The organism is Mucilaginibacter sp., assembly GCF_041660805.1.
Taxonomy (GTDB): domain Bacteria; phylum Bacteroidota; class Bacteroidia; order Sphingobacteriales; family Sphingobacteriaceae; genus Mucilaginibacter.
Map to the genome: position 1 here is coordinate 1 of NZ_JBAZVP010000031.1, position 18,567 is coordinate 18,567.

At 41.2% G+C, this 18,567-nt stretch carries 20 protein-coding genes; 14 read left to right on the forward strand and 6 right to left on the reverse strand.

Annotation, left to right across the window (positions count from 1 at the left end; all coding sequences use genetic code 11):
• Positions 1 to 1,199, forward strand: a 1,199-nt coding sequence (locus tag WC743_RS23630) for a hypothetical protein (RefSeq protein WP_373016026.1), incomplete at its 5' end; no start/stop codon positions are given.
• 66 nt (positions 1,200 to 1,265) lie between these two features.
• Here the strand turns inward: WC743_RS23630 and WC743_RS23635 are convergent.
• A complete protein-coding gene (locus tag WC743_RS23635) occupies positions 1,266 to 1,652 on the reverse strand; it encodes a hypothetical protein (protein ID WP_373016027.1) in 387 nt (128 codons plus the stop codon).
• 35 nt (positions 1,653 to 1,687) lie between these two features.
• On the opposite strand from WC743_RS23635, the gene WC743_RS23640 reads away from it, so the two are divergent.
• Together WC743_RS23640 and WC743_RS23645 are read left to right on the forward strand one after the other, a co-directional pair.
• On the forward strand, positions 1,688 to 2,554 hold the full coding sequence (locus WC743_RS23640) for a helix-turn-helix domain-containing protein (protein WP_373016028.1): 867 nt from the start codon (positions 1,688 to 1,690) through the stop codon (positions 2,552 to 2,554).
• Positions 2,555 to 2,630: 76 nt separating this feature from the next.
• Positions 2,631 to 3,347 (forward strand): siderophore-interacting protein, encoded by a 717-nt coding sequence (locus tag WC743_RS23645; RefSeq protein ID WP_373016029.1) that lies wholly within the window; start codon positions 2,631 to 2,633, stop codon positions 3,345 to 3,347.
• 14 nt (positions 3,348 to 3,361) lie between these two features.
• On the opposite strand, the gene WC743_RS23650 is transcribed toward WC743_RS23645, so the two are convergent.
• Together WC743_RS23650 and WC743_RS23655 are read right to left on the reverse strand one after the other, a co-directional pair.
• Positions 3,362 to 4,942 carry a hypothetical protein gene (locus WC743_RS23650; RefSeq protein WP_373016030.1) on the reverse strand — a complete coding sequence of 527 codons (1,581 nt, stop codon included), beginning with the start codon at positions 4,940 to 4,942 and terminating at the stop codon, positions 3,362 to 3,364.
• Between the two features lie 5 nt (positions 4,943 to 4,947).
• Positions 4,948 to 5,820 (reverse strand): ABC transporter ATP-binding protein, encoded by an 873-nt coding sequence (locus WC743_RS23655; RefSeq protein WP_373016031.1) that lies wholly within the window; start codon positions 5,818 to 5,820, stop codon positions 4,948 to 4,950.
• Positions 5,821 to 5,964: 144 nt separating this feature from the next.
• Between WC743_RS23655 and WC743_RS23660 the strand changes: the two genes are divergently transcribed.
• From WC743_RS23660 to WC743_RS23670, 3 genes are all read left to right on the forward strand, one after another.
• On the forward strand, positions 5,965 to 6,732 hold the full coding sequence (locus WC743_RS23660; RefSeq protein WP_373016032.1) for a DUF72 domain-containing protein: 768 nt from the start codon (positions 5,965 to 5,967) through the stop codon (positions 6,730 to 6,732).
• A gap of 181 nt (positions 6,733 to 6,913) precedes the next feature.
• Entirely contained in the window at positions 6,914 to 7,711 is a 798-nt protein-coding gene (locus tag WC743_RS23665; protein WP_373016033.1) for a diguanylate cyclase, read from the forward strand.
• A 131-nt stretch (positions 7,712 to 7,842) separates the two neighbouring features.
• Positions 7,843 to 8,829: an aldo/keto reductase gene (locus WC743_RS23670; RefSeq protein WP_373016034.1), complete on the forward strand. Its 987-nt coding sequence runs from the start codon at positions 7,843 to 7,845 to the stop codon at positions 8,827 to 8,829.
• A gap of 338 nt (positions 8,830 to 9,167) precedes the next feature.
• On the opposite strand, the gene WC743_RS23675 is transcribed toward WC743_RS23670, so the two are convergent.
• Positions 9,168 to 9,668: a VOC family protein gene (locus WC743_RS23675; protein WP_373016035.1), complete on the reverse strand. Its 501-nt coding sequence runs from the start codon at positions 9,666 to 9,668 to the stop codon at positions 9,168 to 9,170.
• A gap of 159 nt (positions 9,669 to 9,827) precedes the next feature.
• Between WC743_RS23675 and WC743_RS23680 the strand changes: the two genes are divergently transcribed.
• Positions 9,828 to 10,211 carry a transmembrane 220 family protein gene (locus tag WC743_RS23680; RefSeq protein WP_373016036.1) on the forward strand — a complete coding sequence of 128 codons (384 nt, stop codon included), beginning with the start codon at positions 9,828 to 9,830 and terminating at the stop codon, positions 10,209 to 10,211.
• Between the two features lie 73 nt (positions 10,212 to 10,284).
• Positions 10,285 to 10,740: a hypothetical protein gene (locus WC743_RS23685; protein WP_373016037.1), complete on the forward strand. Its 456-nt coding sequence runs from the start codon at positions 10,285 to 10,287 to the stop codon at positions 10,738 to 10,740.
• Positions 10,741 to 10,776: 36 nt separating this feature from the next.
• Here WC743_RS23685 and WC743_RS23690 read toward each other — a convergent pair whose 3' ends face one another.
• Both WC743_RS23690 and WC743_RS23695 read right to left on the reverse strand, forming a co-directional pair.
• On the reverse strand, positions 10,777 to 13,203 hold the full coding sequence (locus tag WC743_RS23690; protein WP_373016038.1) for an AsmA family protein: 2,427 nt from the start codon (positions 13,201 to 13,203) through the stop codon (positions 10,777 to 10,779).
• A gap of 109 nt (positions 13,204 to 13,312) precedes the next feature.
• Positions 13,313 to 13,504: a hypothetical protein gene (locus WC743_RS23695; RefSeq protein WP_373016039.1), complete on the reverse strand. Its 192-nt coding sequence runs from the start codon at positions 13,502 to 13,504 to the stop codon at positions 13,313 to 13,315.
• Positions 13,505 to 13,592: 88 nt separating this feature from the next.
• Here WC743_RS23695 and WC743_RS23700 point away from each other — a divergent pair, with 88 nt between their 5' ends.
• The 6 genes from WC743_RS23700 (at position 13,593) to WC743_RS23725 (ending at position 18,565) form a co-directional block, all read left to right on the forward strand.
• Entirely contained in the window at positions 13,593 to 14,387 is a 795-nt protein-coding gene (locus WC743_RS23700) for a HipA family kinase (protein ID WP_373016040.1), read from the forward strand.
• Positions 14,365 to 14,748 (forward strand): DUF3037 domain-containing protein, encoded by a 384-nt coding sequence (locus WC743_RS23705; protein WP_373016041.1) that lies wholly within the window; start codon positions 14,365 to 14,367, stop codon positions 14,746 to 14,748. The genes WC743_RS23700 and WC743_RS23705 overlap by 23 nt, the downstream gene beginning before the upstream one ends.
• A gap of 29 nt (positions 14,749 to 14,777) precedes the next feature.
• Complete coding sequence (locus tag WC743_RS23710; RefSeq protein ID WP_373016042.1) at positions 14,778 to 15,248, forward strand: lipocalin family protein; 471 nt, start codon at positions 14,778 to 14,780, stop codon at positions 15,246 to 15,248.
• Positions 15,249 to 15,280: 32 nt separating this feature from the next.
• The gene (locus WC743_RS23715; RefSeq protein WP_373016043.1) at positions 15,281 to 16,183 is read left to right on the forward strand and encodes a sugar phosphate isomerase/epimerase family protein; all 903 of its coding nucleotides are present in this window, start codon (positions 15,281 to 15,283) and stop codon (positions 16,181 to 16,183) included.
• 62 nt (positions 16,184 to 16,245) lie between these two features.
• On the forward strand, positions 16,246 to 17,085 hold the full coding sequence (locus WC743_RS23720) for a ThuA domain-containing protein (RefSeq protein ID WP_373016044.1): 840 nt from the start codon (positions 16,246 to 16,248) through the stop codon (positions 17,083 to 17,085).
• A 22-nt stretch (positions 17,086 to 17,107) separates the two neighbouring features.
• Positions 17,108 to 18,565, forward strand: coding sequence for a glycoside hydrolase family 30 beta sandwich domain-containing protein (locus WC743_RS23725; protein WP_373016045.1), 1,458 nt, complete (start codon positions 17,108 to 17,110; stop codon positions 18,563 to 18,565).
• Positions 18,566 to 18,567 lie beyond the last annotated feature (2 nt).

An 18,567-nucleotide genomic window follows, 5' to 3' on the forward strand; every position in this document is an offset into this window, starting at 1 on the left:
GCTTTTTAACCAGCGGAACAGCATCATTTACAGCTTACGGTGTTTGCTGGAGCGCTACCAACCAGGAACCCACTATTGCCGATTCAAAAACCTCAGAGACCATACTTTTAACATCATACACCAGTAATCTTACCGGGCTTTCGCCCAATACCATTTACTATGCACGGGCGTATGCTACCAACGCCGCCGGTACTGGTTATGGCAATGTTATAAAGTTTACAACAAGCAGCGACCAGTCAAACGTTTACAAAACGGTAAGTACATTGGCGGGCAGTTTAACAACCGGTTTTGTAAATGGTACAGGTACAGCAGCATTGTTTAACAGCCCAATGGGGATGGCAACTGATGCGGCCGGCAATATTTATGTTTCAGATTCATTTAACTCAGCCATCAGGAAAATTACCCCGGCAGGGATTGTAACCACTGTTGCCGGTACAGGTGAATTAGGTTATTTGGACGGGACAGCAGCCACTGCTAAGTTTTATTCACCTTCCGGACTTGCGATTGATGCAAGCGGAAATATTCTTGTTGCTGACAGAGGTAATAATATGATCAGAAAGATAACCCCGGCAGGAGTGGTTAGCACTTTTGCAGGGAGTGGTAATGCGGGTTATGCTGATGGTACAGGGACGGCCGCAACTTTTAACACGCCAAGCGGAGTTGCCTTTGATGCCGCGGGTAATTTATACGTGGCCGATTATGGGAATAATCTGATCAGAAAAATAACTGCTGCCGGTGTGGTAACCACTGTTGCAGGCAGCCGTGCTGTTGGGTATGCAAATGGCCTGGGTACAGCCGCTAACTTCAATAAGCCAGGCAGTATTGCGCTTGACGCAGCCGGAAACATCTATGTAACCGAACAAAATAATAACGCCATCAGGAAAATTAGTACCGACTATACTGTAACCACTTTTGCGGGTGGCCCGGCGGCTATCACCCTGGTTGGCAGCCCAAGCGCTATTAGTATTGATGCCACAGGTAACATGTTTATTGCTGATTACGATGGGCGTATTTTAAAGATAAGCGCAGGCAAAATATTAACTGTACTGGCAGGGAGATCGGGCACAAAAGGGTCAACAGACGGTGCCGGTGGCAGTGCCTCGTTCAATAATCCGCAGGGAATAGCATCTGATGCAAGCGGTAATGTATACGTTGCCGATTTTGGTAATAACCTGATCAGGAAAGTGAGTGCAAATTAATTTCAAAAATAATATTTAAGGTAAGCGGATAGCCAAAAGGTTGTCCGCTTATTTTTGAGCAATAATTTAAAACTCTTCAAAGGTTGATCTGTCATGTACGTTGTACTCGCTTCCTTCAAAGCTGATCTTATCAGCGTAAACACAGAACTTCCATTTCGATTTTAGTGACTCCTGATCTTTGTTAATGCCACTGCAACCCCAAAAATAAGAAATGTCATATGCTGCGGTGAATGTGCCTTGTTTTGTTCCGGCATCAAATACAATGTTCTGTATCTCAAACCGGGAAACATCCGGCGCACCGCCATCATGGCTGTTTTCGCGTTCTAAAGCGAAGCTTATTTTGCGGGCGTTAACCTTTTCAAAGAAAAGAGTGTTAAGTGATTTCGCAACAGACTCGCTTGTTGGTTCAATATATTCAGCGCTGGACAGGGATATGTCGAAAATTTCTTTCATCAGTTAACAAAAATAACTTATATCAACTACTTTTGATGCCTGCACAAAACATGAAAGATATTCCGGTACATCAATTAAAAGAAAGAGCCAGCACCGGCCTGGAGATAAAACGGTTCATTGCCGGCGATATACCAAAAACGGACGAAACACTTGCCGCCCACCGTGATGACCATTACATATTTTTTGTTGTTGAACATGGCACTGCATCGCTCATGATAGATTTTCATGAAATACCGTTTAGTGAAAACTGCCTGTATTATGTATTGCCCGGTCAGGTGCATCACCGTATTAGTAATGAAATGGCTGGCGGGTGGTTCATAGCGGTTGATACTTTACTGATACCGCCTGATTACCGTAAGATTTTTGAGAACCGGTTTTTATTGCAACAACCTTATTTGTTAAACAATGTACAAATGAGGCAATGCAGGGAGGTGCTATGCCTGATGCAGGAGAAATATTTAGAGAATGACAAAGGGCATTTTTATTTACCCGTTGTACATTCCTTGCTGCAATCATTTATTGGCATGGCTGCCGGATGTTATGCAACGCCAAATGATTCGCAATTCCGGTTATCGCGACCAATGGAATTATCTCAGCAGTTTAAGCTGTTGCTGGTAGCAAATGTCCACACAGAAAAAAGCCCGTCAATGTACGCCTCTATGCTAAACGTATCTGAAACTTATTTAAATGAGGCATTGAAAAAGGTTACAGGTTTTCCGGTTAGTTACTGGATCTTGAACGAGGTAATGGTAGAAGCAAAGCGGTTGCTATATTATAGTGAGCAAAATGTAAAGCAAATTGCACATACGCTGGGATATGATGACCATGCCTATTTCTCCCGCCTTTTTAAAAAAGCAGAAGGAATTACTCCGCTTTCGTTTCGTACAGCTTACCGTAAATAATCCAATGATTACCGTAAGCATGCCATTGTTATGGGGTTAACAACCCCGTTTCTTTGTGATGTTAAATTAAAATCACATGGAAATATCCACATTATTTAAACTCCGGAAAAAAGCGGGGCAGTTGCTTGAACCACACTTGCTGCAAACCGGCAAAGTACTGGAGGTAAGGGCATGGAGCCCATCAACATTAATAGAGGTTGACCTGCACCTGCCGTTGGTTAATATGGAACAATGGAGCCAGGTGCCCTATATAAAATTCAGGGTAGATCATCTAACCTTCAGAGATTATACCCCATCTGGCTGGGATGCCGAAACACACACTTGTACCATATATATTGATGCTATACATAATGGCCCCGGAGCTAATTGGGCAAGGCAGTTAAAAAAGGATGATACGATAAGTTACCTTAAAAAAGTTGGCTTTACACCACATTCGCCGGCCCCAACATCGGCCGTTATAGCACTGGGCGATGAAAGCAGCATTGGCCATATGCTGGCATTGCAACAAATGGTTCTGCCGCATACACGGTTCTCCGGAGGGGTTGTTATTGGTAACGATAATCACCGCGATCAGTTCAATGAATATTTTTGGTCGCCTATTGAGCCCATCGCCCGTAAAGATATTTATGGGCATAACAGCCTTATGGAATGGGTTTTAAAGCAGCATTACAGCCTGGAGAACACTATGTTTTACCTTGTTGGCAATAGTACAATGGTTTCACAATTGCGCAAACTGTTAAAACAGCAGGGCTATCCATCAGGGCAAATTAAAGCGCAGGGTTTTTGGGACTGATATTCATCCAGGCCTTATAAATGTCTTGTCTGGTAGTTTCTTACGGTAAAGCTTACCAGTGTTAATAGTATATTGAATATTAGTATAACAGCTATATAATTAATAGAATTGGACGGTTTTATTGTGCCTAAATAATCTGCTACCGGTACTTTTTGCGTAATGGCATAAGTAAGCAGGAAAAATATGATCTCGTACAGCTTTTTACCGCCGCTTATAATACCCAGGCATACAGCCAGCAAAACAATAAGCACACATCCGTTTATTATATTGATGATAGCATAAATATCTAAGGCGAAAGCATAACGCGCTATTACCGGCAATGCCAGGGCAAATGCCAGCAATACACCAGCCAGTATTTGAGCGGGCAGCATGCGTAACAATGGTTTGTATGATGAGTATGTAAAATAATGCAGCCGGTTAGTTTTCTCCTTAGTAGCGATCTCTGACCAGCGCGTTACCTGTAAAAATAAAAGTACTGGCAACATATAAGTATGTGCTATATTAAGAGGTGCAAAAATGGTACCTATCCATAGGCCCGCTATAACCAGCCACACCCATTTAGAGCCTTTACGCATCAGCAGTAATAATTCTGTTTTAATAAAAGGAAGTATGCTATAATCAGTAATTATAGGCGGAAGCAACGACCGGCTGATTCCCTGGGGCGCAAATGCCGGAGTATGGGCTTGTATGTCAAAAACGACCTTATCTTTTTTCTTTTTCCTTACGGATTGCTTAAGATCAAACCGGTGAAAAAAGAAGGAGGATAGGTAAGCGAGGGCCAACGCAATACCTAACCACAGTATACGGCTTAAAAGGAATACCCTTGTAAACGTTATGCCGTTCCATTCAAAGGTTTTAAAGCTTTGTTTATGGTTAAATATAAAGCCGAATGATACTTCTTTAATATGAGTGTGATACTGCGTGTTTACTTTGTTTTTGATACTGTTGGTCATGGTACGCAACCCATAAGGATCCATGAGCACCGCCACCGTATTATTTGGCTGAGTGTTTACGTTTGCGGTTATTGCTCCAAATAAAAAAACAAAAGTAATGTATTGTAAAACAGTTTTGTTGCCTAAAAATACTTCAAAAACTACGGCCAGTGATGATATGGTGAGCAGGGCGGGCAATGCAAAAAGCAGGTAAGGCAAAGCAAAGTCGGCTATATGGAAAGGATAACCCGTAGTGCGTACAAAAAACATTACTATGCTCACAACAAAGGTGACCCCCATAATGGTAAGCAGCACTAAAAAGTTGCTTAGCATTTTACTTAGCAAATAGCCAAAGTTAGTAATTGATGTGGTGGCAACTATAAAGCCAACCCCTGTGTCAATGTCTTTTTTAATACCGCCGTTAACCAGGAAAAACCCATATAACGATAGCATAACGGTGGTCATTATAGCCGAAACATAGCCCACCCATGCCGAATTATAAATGCCTTTATAACCCGGCATATTTAATGTGGTATAGCTGGCTGTTGGTAGTGGTACAAATGAGTATGCCGCAAATATGGTAATAGCCAGTGTGATAAGAAAAGCGTAGCTGCGGGTGCGTTGCAGGTAATCAGCTTTTATAATGCTGTATATGTATTTCACAGGGCTTAGGCGTTGGTTTGGGTTAAATACAAATAGGCATCTTCTAAAGTAGCGGTAACCGGGGTTGAATTGGGGGCAACTTTTTCATCGCGGCTAATATAGCGCACACGTGAATGATCATTTTGCCTGCCGGTGTCAATTACCCTGTAATTACTTTTAAACTCAGTAAGGTTTTGTGAAGGTATTAACACCTCAAATACCTTACCCTGCGCCCGCTTAATAATATCCTGCTGTAACCCTTTGGTTATTAGTCTGCCATTTTGCATTATGGCCACTTCATCAGCAATGGTTTCAATGTCTGATACGATGTGTGATGATAATATAATAATACAATCATCGGCCAGGTCAGTGATCAGCTGGCGAAACCTAACCCGCTCTTCCGGGTCAAGGCCCACAGTAGGTTCATCAAAAATTAATACTTTAGGATCGTTTAACAGTGCCTGTGCAATGCCTATCCGTTGTTTCATACCACCCGAGTAAGTGCCTATCGGGCGTTTGGCGTCGGCGGTTAAATTAACCCCTTCCAGGAGCATATCTATCCGTTTTCGCAGGCCGTTGCCACCTATACCCTTCATCGCGGCAATGTATTCCAAAAATTCATAAGCGTTTAAATTGGGGTATACGCCAAAATCTTGCGGTAAATAGCCCAACATCTTACGAATATGATCGGGGTTCTTTACAATATCCTCACCATCTAAAAAAAGTGTGCCTTTTGTAGGTTTACTGATAGTGGCAATTATTTTCATAAGGGTTGATTTGCCGGCGCCATTTGGGCCCAGTAAACCAAAAACACCTTTATCAATAGTTATAGAGTAGTCGGCTAAGCCGGTTTTGTGTTTGTTATATTGTTTGGTAAGATCAGTAATTACTAAGGCCATAGGTATATTTACCCCATTTGACGCGTACTGTATATATAAGTTACAGCGCTTGCCATTAATATTCAAAGTGAAGACCGATGGGTTTATCAAACAAACTTATAATCATAAGAACATAGCATAGTCGGCTTATGTTAAACTATTTCTATGGATGATTTAGCAGGGTTTAACAGCAAGGGTTTGTTCTATTCGGGTACAAGCGGTCTGGTACTTCCGGTCCCCAATAAGCAATTGTACCCCCAGGAATATCGTGACAAACCGCGACTTAGTTATTACGCTTCGTTGTTTAATAGTATCGAAATCAATAGCTCGTTTTACAAGGTGCCCCAGGCATCCACTGTTAAAAAATGGGCTTCAGAGGTTCCGGATGGTTTTCGGTTTACGTTTAAGCTTTGGCGCGATATTACCCACAATAAAGAACTGTTGTTTAATGCTGCGGATGTTGACCGTTTTATGCAGGTAATAAATGAGGCCGGGAACAAGAAGGGGGGCTTGCTCATACAGTTTCCACCAAGTGTGATGGTAGCAAGTTTTAACCAGTTAGAGAAGTTATTGATGAGTATCCAAAGTGCAGATCCGGCGCAGCAATGGGATGTAGCTGTGGAGTTTCGTAACCGCAGCTGGTACAATGACGATGTTTATACAATGCTTGATGCTTATAACGCCGGTATGGTGATACATGATATGCCAGCTTCATTAACACCATTGATAGATTTTCCTACCGAGTTTGTTTACCTGCGTTTCCACGGGCCAAACGGTGGTTATAGAGGAACGTACACTGACGATTTTTTATACGAGTATGCCCAATATATAAATGATTGGCGGCAGGATGATAAAAACGTTTATGCCTACTTTAACAACACCATGGGCGAGGCCGTTAAAAATTTAATGACACTGAATAGTTACCTTAAATAATAGCATATTTCTTCACACCCTTTAAGCTGTAATTATGTTTGCAGAAAGTTAAATAAGTTATTTTTCTTAGGAATTAATTATTTCATAAATAGAATGCCTTTTATCAGATAATCAACTTATTATGAGATTATATAGGTAAGTTCACCTACCCACTTTAACTTTTTACCTTATCCGATACTCAATGAAGAAAAAACCTATGCCGGGTGATATAGCTATCCGTGGCAAAGAACTCGTATTCCAAAATCAGGAAAAAAAGAAAAGGGCAGAAGAGTTGATTATAGCGGATACGGAAAAGGGGAAACGGGCCGCAGAATTAATTATAGCCAATAAAGAGTTGTTATTCCAGAACGCGGAAAAGGAGAAGCGGGCTGCCGAATTGATAATAGCGAATAATGAACTTGCCTTTCAGAATGAAGAGAAAGAAAAGCGGGCTGCAGAGTTGGTAATAGCAAACAAAGAACTTGCTTTTCAAAATGAAGAGAAAGAGAAACGTGCCGCCGAACTGATAATTGCAAATAAGGAATTGATTTTTCAAAACCAGGAAAAAGAAAAACGTGCCGCCGAGTTGATCATCGCAAATAAGGAACTGGTTTTTCAGAATGGAGAAAAGGGAATGCGCGCCGCTGAATTGATCATCGCAAATAAAGAACTCTTATTTCAGAACGAGGAAAAAGAAAAGCGCTCTACAGAGCTTAATACCGCCTACGTTAAAATAAAAAAGGCCGAAGGCTTTTTAAAGGAATATATAAACGGGCTGGAAGAAATGATGTTTATGACCCATCATAAAGTAAGGCAGCCGGTGGCTAATATTTTAGGCCTCTCGAATATGCTTGACCAATATATTACTGCACCTATAACACTCAAAAAGGTAGTTGATTATATAAAATCTTCAGCTATTGATCTTGATTGTTTTACCAAGGAGCTTACCACCTTTATTGAAGAATTAGAACAAAAGGGTAAGGCTAAACATATTTTGTAAAGGATGGGGGCAGTGTGTAGGAATGCCCGGCAAAAGGGGTATACTTTGTCACTTAAATGAAATAAATCCCCTCAAACTATATCATCTATTTAATTGCCCCGTATCTTCATAAAACATTTACTATATATAATATGAAATACAGAAATTTAGGCAATACCGGCGTTAAGCTTTCTGCAATTGGTTTAGGTTGCATGGGCATGAGCCACGCTTACGGCGAACCTGATGATACAGAATCTATCGCCACACTAAACAAGGCCATTGAACTTGGCATTAACTTTTGGGATACCGCCGACGTTTATGGTAACGGGCAAAATGAGCAATTGGTAGCACAGGTGCTTAAACCTAACCGCGATAAAATATTTATTGCCACTAAGTTTGGATTTAGAGCCAGTGCCGATGGCAAGCTAAGTACTTTTGACGGCTCACCTGCATACATGAAAACCGCCGTTGAAGCCAGCCTTAAACGCCTGCAAACCGATGTGATAGACCTGTATTACGCTCACCGCATTGACCCTAACGTACCCGTTGAGGAAATGGTAGGGGCCATGGCCGATCTGGTAAAAGAAGGCAAGGTAAAGTATATTGGCTTATCAGAAGCATCTGCAAATAGTATCCGCAGGGCACATGCTGTGCATCCTATATCTGCTCTGCAAAGCGAGTATTCTTTATTAACCCGCGATGTGGAGGCCGAAATATTGCCGCTATGTAAGGAACTGGGTATATCCTTTGTGCCGTTTAGTCCGCTGGCACGCGGATTAGTCACTAATACACTGGATGTATCAGAATTAAAAGATGGCGATTTTCGTAAATCATTACCCCGTTATCAACAGGAAAATGCCGAGAATAACCGTTTACTTGCCCAGGGGTTTGCTAAAATAGCTACAGAAATTGGTTGCTCGCCCGCTCAGCTGGCCATAGCATGGGTGCTTAACCAGGGCGATAACATTATTCCCATCCCCGGCACCAAAAAACGGAAGTATCTGCAGGAAAACGCAGGAAGTGTTGATGTAACGCTATCTGCACAAAACCTTATTGATATTGAGGCCCTGCTTAAAAAGCATCCTAATACCGGCGACAGATATAATGAAGGTAATTGGAAGTTTGTGGATAGGAACTAAATATTTTCGCCGCGAAGGGATGACGGCTTATTTGTTATTGGAGCTATAAAACGTTACCAACGACAAGTTTTTATAGCTAAAACCAGGGTAACTGCGTAGAAATACCTAATCTGTAAAAGAGGTATTTCTACGTATAGGAAGCAATATAAACTACTCTTATATTTATCACAACGTAAACCTTATCAATTTTTAAAGTCAGCTCGTCGGGTACAAGAAACCTTGTGCCCGGCGTGGGGGACTGGCTTCCAAGAATTTTTTAGTAGTTGAGTTTTTTTCTGAAACAAGGCTTCCTTTTGGGAGCCTTGTTTTGGTTAAATGCAATTTTAGTTGTGCACAAATTAGTTGCCATTGTACGCTTTTTCAAGCGCAGGCAGGTCAAGTTTTTTCATAGGGAACATGGCATTCATTACCCGCGATGCTTTTTCAACATCCGGATCGTTGATCATATCTACAAATTTGGTTGGGACAACTTGCCATGATACTCCAAACTTATCTTTTAGCCATCCGCATTGTTGATTTTTAGGATCGGCACCTATGTTTAGTTTTTCCCAGTAATAATCCAACTCATCCTGTGTTTCGCAATTCACAATAAAAGATATCGATTCATTGAATTTAAAAATGGGCCCGCCATTTAAACCGGTAAATTTTTGTCCGTCAAGCACAAACTCAATAGTCATAACGGAACCTACAGGCATTTTATGGATATCTTCCCCAACTTCGGTATAACGGGAAATGCGCCCTATGCTTGAATTTTTAAAGATGGATGTGTAAAATTTCGCGGCTTCTTCCGCCTCACTGTCAAACCACAGATTTGGCGTAATCCTTTGGGTGAGTGCCATAATGTTCCTTTCACTTTAGGTTAATGTGTAAACTGTTTAATAACAAGTCAGGTTATTTTTTTGTTTGTGCCGAAAAGAACAAAAAAGCTATGAGCCATATCGGCCCAACGTTAAATCCTCTTATATTAGCACGGTATTATTCAATTAACTACCTAAACAATGAAAATATTCAACCTAATATTTTGCGTGTTATTTGTGCTGTTTGCCGCCCTGCAATACAACGACCCTGATCCCTATATATGGATGCCCATATATTTATACAGTGCCACGCTTTGCTATCTGGCTGCGCAAAAGAAGTTTTATCCCAAAGCATATTTGTTAGGGATAATAGTGTACGCAGCCTATGCCGCATATTTATTTTTCGATAAAACCGGCGTGCTTGATTGGTTTAGTGAGCATGGTGCAGAAAGCATGGTACAAACCATGAAAGCCGAGAAACCATGGATTGAAGAATCGCGTGAGTTTTTTGGGTTGGTAATATTAATTGTGGTGATTGGAATCAATTGGGTGTATATGAAGCAGGTGGTAAAGAAGAAGGAATAGTACGATAAACTGACACTCCTCAGAAAAACCCATAGCACGGTTTTCATTATCTTCGCCCTGTTAAACTACTTTTATGAACTACTTTTTAAAACACGCGGGTAAATTATTAATGTTTGCAGCCGTTATAACCATAGCAGCTTGCAACAGCGATACAAAAACCGGCGCATCTACAGATACCGCTAAGGTTGATACTACTACTATAAAGCCTAAACCCGCAGCAGCCGACAGCGGCCATCTGGTAGGGGTATGGCACGATGAAACAATAAAATCTGATAAAGGGGAACAAATAGCTTACGAGGTAGTAAGCAGCGGTAAGAAGATCTATATACAGGCAATTACATTTGTTGGTAATGATTTGAAGGTGAACGATACCCCGCCCATCTCTCCATCAGCATCTGAAATTAAAAAAGACGGCGACCATTTTGTAGGCGTTGAGCGCCCTGCCGAAACTTACAAGGTTGATGATAAAGGCAACTTGCTTATTTATGATAACGGCGAACTGGTGGCGGTATGTAAAAAGCTGTTATAATTAGCCTATTAGGGTGATATGCAATGAAGATGGCTGTTATTTACGTTTGTTATTTAAGCCAACCTTCATTTTACCATTTTCTTCATAGGCGCGTATGTGTACCACAATGCCCCTAAAGCGGCGTTTTTTCAGTTCCTCCTTGTCGGTTATATTAGCATCTTTTTCGGGGTTCCTAAGCGGAATATCCAAGGCTATATCTGTACCATTGGTTAAGCCATAGACACCGGCAACATCCATATTTATCACACTGGAATTTAACTCCATAGGGTTAATAATGATCTTATCGCCGCGCAGGTCAAACCGGGCATTAAGGCTGGGGATCATAATGTTCTTCAGATCGCGGAACGGAAAAGCAAATTTACCTACGCCGGTTATTGGCTTAAAGTTAAGTAAGGCGGCATCTTTAAGATTAAGGTCTAGGGTGCCGTTTATTGAACGCGGTACCAAGCTACCGGCATTAGTAATACCACCGGTAATATTTGTTTTGGCAGATAGGTACCCCTTTAAATTCTCATAAGTAAAGTCTTTCATTCCAAAGTTATCAAAGGCATAAAAAAACTCACGCATATTTACGTTGCTTACTGTTGTATTCAAAATAAAATTGTTAAGGTTTTTACCCTGGGTAACCCGGCCGTTCATCCGTAATGAACCGCCGGCATGCTTAACACTTATTGTTTTTATAATTACACCGTTATCGGTGGATAGGAGGTCTGCATGGGCATTTGTAGCCAAAAACTTTTTGTAGTGTACATTGGCCACTTCCAGATGCATTTGTGCCTTTCCGCGCTCCAGTACCGTGCTTAACTGATCAACAATGTTGCCGCTGTTAACGCGTCTTGCTTTGGCAGGTGGAGCGGATTTACGCGCGCTTAAAAAGCCTAAAAATTCACCCAAATACAATTGCGGACTTCTTATCTGCCATGTCAGTAATATCTTTTCGGGAGCGTTATAATACAGGTTTAAAAAGTTGTTCACCCGGCCATTCATAGTTACAATGCTACGCCCGCTTTGTAAGCGAATATTGCTCATTATCAGATCGTCACCTACAAAATTGAGCGAGCATGACGTTTTCTTAAACATCAGGTTGCGCGGAAAATAGTTAATATCGGCTTCTTTTAAGTGAATGGTGCCCTGTATCCTGGGCTTGTTAATTTTATAATCAACAATATCCGCACGGTAGTTCAGGTTTATATCTGCCCAGCCATTGCTAAACTTTGCAACATTATCCTCAAAAAAATAATTCAGGTCGGCAATAGGGAAAACTGATTTAAAATTGCCTGTAGCAATAGGCTTTGTCAAATTAACAATGCTGCCGGTATCAATTGTAAAAGGTAAATGGTTGTAAGTGCCAGACAGGCCCATCAGTTTTATAATAGAGTTTTCATCGCCAAGGCCTTTGCCTTTAACATAATTATTGGTGAATGTTCCGTTGAAATTGCAATTCTCAATTGTGCTGCCCGGCATGGTTAGGGTATTGCCTTTTGTTTTAGCGGTAACGTACAATAATGGGTCGCCACTAACACCAAAGCTACCGGAGATATTAGCGGTAACCGCTATCGGTTTACTCAGGTTAAAGCGGTTAAGTACCAGTGTAATATTAGGTGCAAGCAGTGCGCTCGCGCTTCGCCATAATATTTGGTCGGCTGCTACGTGGATAAAAAAGTTGGCCGGGTCTTTAGCGGTTTCAAAAACAGCGCTGATGTTGAATGGGTCATTACCAATATTTAACGGGGTAGATTTTACATTTATCTTGCCGCTATTTTCGTTATAGCCCGCTACAAAATCGCCAACCAGTTGCTTGTCCTTTATAAAACTACCACGCAGGCTATTAAATGCCATGCTTTTAGCAATTACATCCAGGTGGAAATTGGCATGCCAGCCGGTATCAGGGTAACTCATGTTTCCCTTCAAATCATTAACCGCGAAGTTGAAAAGCTTATGCGCTTTCCTATTGTCTATTGTAAAATTTACACTCTTTAATGTGAACTTCTTTAACCGGGTTGATGAACCGCTTTCAGATTTGTTGTTTGTCACCTGTTTATTATCCTTTTTAAAAACCGATGTGTTGCTGTAACCTGTGCTATCAGTAAAAAGATCAATAGTGGCATTGGTGATCTCAATGTGGTTAATATCAATAGCTCCCCTAAACAGCGCGGCAGTATTTACAGATATGTCAAAATCCTTGGCATCTAACAAGGTGTGCTTATGCCGGTCAAAGTTTTTATCGCGTACCAAAACATTTTTCAGCGACAGGGAGATATCAGGTAAGCCTTTGAAAAAGTTTGGCTTCATATCGCCGATGATAAGGGTCCCGTCAACACTTTTATCCAGCTGCTGGTTAACCATTTTAAGCACCCTGGCTTTGTTAAAGGTTATATATAAAGTAGCCCCAACCAGTAACAGCACCAATAGCAGTACCATACCGGCAAGTATTTTAAGGGAAGTTTTTAACCAACTAGGCATCTGATCTTTATTATTTAATAGCTAAAAACGTGATTTTGTTTTGTTTGTAACAGAATGGTTATGAGCAAGCGAAAACAAGTGGAGATAATAGATGAGGTATCAGAAAGAATTAAACTTCTATAACAGGCGCAAACTCTTTCATCAGCCTGGCGTCGGCTTCTTTATCATCCAATCTCCTGGATTTTAACACCAAATAAACACCAAGAGGGAATAGGAGCAGGCATAATAAAAAGCTATTTACTCCGCCAATTATACGTTTCGAGCCAATCTTTGCAAATATAAGTGCGATCACTATCCCCATAATTGTTTCGATTAAAAATACACCTTTTTTTCAAAACAGCTAACAACGCCCACATATTCCTTTAAACCCTATATTAGCGTTATAAATTATGATTGCCACAACCCCTGAATTAAGAACTGTTAACGTTACCCGCTATGTTACGCCTTTGCGCGAAGGCGGCTCATTGCCTGCCATTGCCGAGGCTGATGATGGTTTTTTATATGTATTAAAATTTCGTGGTGCAGGCCAGGGCCCTAAGGCCTTAATAGCCGAACTGATAGGCGGTGAAATTGCACGTGTGCTTGGTTTCAGGATCCCCGAACTGGTGTTTGTTAATCTTGACGAAGCTTTTGGCCGTACCGAACCGGATGAAGAGATCCAGGACCTGCTCAAATTTAGTGTAGGATTAAACCTGGCTTTGCATTACCTGTCTGGCGCTATAACCTTTGATCCAACGGTTACCCTGGTTGATAGTAAGCTGTCATCACAAATTGTATGGCTTGATGCTTTGTTAACTAATGTGGATCGTACGGTGCGTAACACTAATATGCTGATGTGGCATAAAGAATTATGGCTGATAGACCATGGTGCGGCCCTTTATTTTCATCACAATATGGAGAACTGGGAAGAACAAGCCAAACGCCCGTTTGTACAGATAAAGGATCATGTATTACTAAAGAAAGCTGCTGATCTGGAAATGGTTGACAGCGAATTTAAAGCGATATTAACACCCGAATGTATCAATGCTATTGTATCTATCATTCCTGATGAATGGTTAACTGATCGTTCTTTTGAAACAGCGGATGACCAGCGGCAAGTATATGCGCAGTTCCTGAATACCCGTATAGCAAATTCTGACATATTTGTAAATGAAGCCCAACATGCAAGATCGTCACTTATTTGAGTATGCCGTTATCCGCGTGGTACCCAGGGTAGAACGCGAGGAATTTATGAACGTAGGTGTCATTATGTATTGCAATAAACAGAAATTTCTGAAAATGATGTACAAGATAGATGCAGATCGCTTAGCCGCGTTTTCTAAAGATCTGGATATAGCCGAACTGGAAGAAAACCTGTTATCCTATCAACGGATCTGCTCGGGTAGTAAAGAGGGAGGCCCTATTGCTTTGTTAGATGCCGCGTCCCGTTTCCGCTGGTTAACAGCTACACGCAGTACTATAGTGCAATCATCAAAGGTACACCCGGGCTTTTGTTTGGATGGGGAAGATACCCTTACCCGCCTTTATAACCAATTGGTACTATAAATCACAATAACCATAAATTTAAACCTGTTATGAAACTTAAATTCTTATTAATCCCTGTTGTATTGCTTGCGGCCTGTAAAGCGCCGGTTAAAGAAGATGCCGCTGTAAAAGAAGTGCCGCTTGCACCTATTCAAGGCACCTGGAAACTGGCATCTGCAGTAACAGTTACTAAAGGCGACAGTGTAGTTACTTATCCTATTAAGGGTAATAAAGAGGAGATGATCAAGGTGATCAATGATAGTCATTTCGCTTTCTTTAAACATGACCTGAAAGGTGGTGCAGGCAAACCTATTTTTGATTCGGGTGCCGGTACTTACACACTAGTTGGCGATAACTATACCGAAAATTTGCAATACTGCAATTACCGCGAATGGGAAAATCACTCTTTCAATTTTAAGGTGACCTTTAAAGGTGATACGCTGGTACAACGAGGTATTGAAAAGATAGACAGCCTTAAAATTGATCACGAAATTGTAGAGACGTATATTAAATTGAAATAGGTATATTCGGGGTACCCAAAACCTAAAATCAATTGAATTCAAGAAGGAAATTTTTACATCAAGCCGGATTGGTGTCGGCTGCTATGGCTATGCCGTCGGTAATATTTGCAAATGCTAAACCTAAGTTTAAGCTGGGCCTACAGTTATACACTATAAGAGAAGCCATGGAAAAGGACCTTAGGGGCACCTTAACACGGGTATCCGGCTTTGGATACCAGGAAGTGGAGACCTATGGGTTCAATTTTGGCAGCAACAAATATTATTGGGGACTGGAACCTAAACAAGCCAAAAAACTTTTAGACGATTGTAACCTCACTACATCAGCCGGGCATTATGATCTTGACAAATTTTTTGGCAAAGACCAGGCCGCGGCACTTGAGAAATATGTTGATGAATGTATTGCAGGTGCGCTTGTATTAAAGCAGTCGTACATTGTATGGCCATGGTTAGCTCCGGAATATCGTAATATGGAAGAGTTTAAAAGGTTATCTGCAACGCTTAATAAAATTGGGGAGCAAATTAAAAAAGGCGGATTGCAACTGGCGTATCATAATCACGATTTTGAATTTATTGATCATGACGGTAAAATAGGATACGATCTGATACTTAAGGAAACCGACCCCGCCCTGGTTAAAATGGAGTTAGACCTGTACTGGCTCTCTCATTCATCTGCATTGAAACCTTTAGATTGGTTTAAAAAGCAACCCGGCAGGTTTGCAATATGGCATATTAAAGATATGGACAAAACCGATAGAGAGCTGCACACTACCGTAGGTGATGGGGTTATTGACTTTAAGAGTATTATTAAGGATTATAAAATTTCCGGCGTACAGCACATGTTTGTTGAGCAGGGAAATAATTATATTCCGGATGCGATGAGTTGTGTACAGCGGAGTGCAGGTTATGTAAAAAATAATTTATTGTACTTAATATAGCTGATAATCGATACCCTAAAAATTGAATTTTTAATATAAATTAGCTTACCAATTATAATTTCATGACTCTTAATCTAAAGATGAAAGCGCTTACAATATGCTTTGCGCTGGTTTGTTTTGCCAATGTATTACAGGCTCAAAAATTTAAAGTAATAGCCTTTTATACCGCCAAAGAAGATCAGGCGCACATCAGTTTTGTACACGAGGCTAACAAATGGTTTCCGGAAATGGCCAGGAAATATAATTTCAGCTATGACTCTACCAACAACTGGAGTAACCTTAATGCTGCTTATCTGGCTAAATATAAGGTAGTACTGTTTTTAGATACCCGCCCGGAAGACCCTGCCCAACGCGCGGCATTTGAAGCCTATATGAAAGGCGGCGGCGGTTGGATGGGGTTTCATTTTTCGGCATTTGCGCTTAACCAATCAGCCGTACCGTCCAACTGGGACTGGTACCATAATGAGTTTTTAGGCTCAGGCCAGTACGGCAGCAACACCTGGAGGCCAACATCAGCCATCTTAAGGGTGGAAGACAGAACGCATCCGGCTACCAAAAATTTACCGGAAACTTTTAAAGCATCGCCAAACGAATGGTACCGCTGGGAAAAAGATCTGCGCAAAAACCCGGATATAAAAATACTGGCGTCTATTGATTCTACAAGTTTCCCGTTAGGTACAGGGCCAAAGCTCCACGAGATATGGCATAGCGGGTATTATCCGGTAGTGTGGACTAACAAAAATTACAAGATGATATACTTGAATATGGGCCATAATGATATAGACTATGAGCATAAAACCAATAAGGACCTGTCGCACACTTTAGGCAACCCGGTAGAGGATAAGCTTATCATAGATGCCATATTATGGATGGGTACAGGTAAAAAAATTGGTGGTAAATAATTATTGATATAAACTTTAATAAATGAAAAAAGGATTTTTAATTGCCTGCTCGGTATTTATTTCGGCAGGATTATTTGCTCAGTCGGCCAAGCCTAAAATGCTTTATTCGGCTGCCAATAAAACAGTAAAAGTATATGTTACTGAAAAAGGTTCTGATAAAAGGCTTGCACCGGCAGGTTCGTTAAGGTTCACCGATAATCCTCAACCACCCGAAACCGAATTTGTAATATTTGTTGACCCAACTAAAAAGTTCCAGACCATGCTGGGAATTGGCGGTGCATTAACTGATGCCGTTGCCGAAACTTTTTACAAACTGCCGAAGGATAAGCAAAAAGAACTTTTAGCCGCTTATTATGATAAAAAAACAGGTATTGGTTTTTCACTGGCCCGTACCAATATACAAAGCTGCGATTTTAGCAGCGATAGTTATAGCTATGTAAAAGAAGGTGATGCCGCATTGAAAACGTTTGACATTAGCCACGATAAAAAATACCGCATCCCTTTTATAAAAGAAGCTACTGCTGTTGCAGGTGGAAAATTAACCATGTTTGTATCGCCATGGAGCCCTCCGGCTTTTATGAAAGATAATAACGACGTACTGCACGGTGGTAAATTGAAGCCTGAATTTGCGCAAAGCTGGGCTAACTTCTATGTGAAGTTTATTAATGAGTATGAAAAGGCAGGGATCCCTGTATGGGGTTTATCTGTACAAAACGAACCGATGGCAACCCAAACATGGGAATCATGTAAATACACTGCCGAAGAAGAACGTGATTTTGTAAAGAACTTTTTAGGCCCAACACTGGCAAAAGGCGGCATGGCAGCAAAAAAATTAATTGTTTGGGATCATAACCGCGATTTGATGTATCAGCGTGCCAGCACTATTTTAGAAGACCCGGCGGCGGCTAAATATATTTGGGGTATTGGTTTCCACTGGTATGAAACCTGGACAGGGGCTGGCCAAAACTTTGAAAGCACCAGGCTCACACACGAGGCTTTTCCTGATAAGAACCTGATTTTTACTGAAGGATGTGTAGAAAAGTTCGATTTTAACCGTTTAAATGACTGGTCATTAGGCGAACGTTATGGCCTGTCAATGATCAATGACTTTAACGCCGGCACCGTAGGGTGGACAGATTGGAACATCCTTTTAGATGAAAAAGGCGGCCCAAACCATGTAGGCAACTTCTGCTTTGCACCGGTACACGCCGATACACGCAACGGTAGCTTAATTTATACCAATTCTTACTACTACATGGGGCACTTCTCTAAATTTATACAGCCGGGAGCTAAACGTATTGCAAGCGCGGCAAGCAGGGACAAGCTGTTAACCACCGCTTACATGAACCCCAATGGTAAAATAGCCGTTGTGGTAATGAACCGTACCGACGAGAAGATTGACTATAATCTTTGGATAAAAGGTAAATCTGCCAAAACAACCAGCGAGCCGCATTCTATGGCCACACTTATAGTGGAATAACC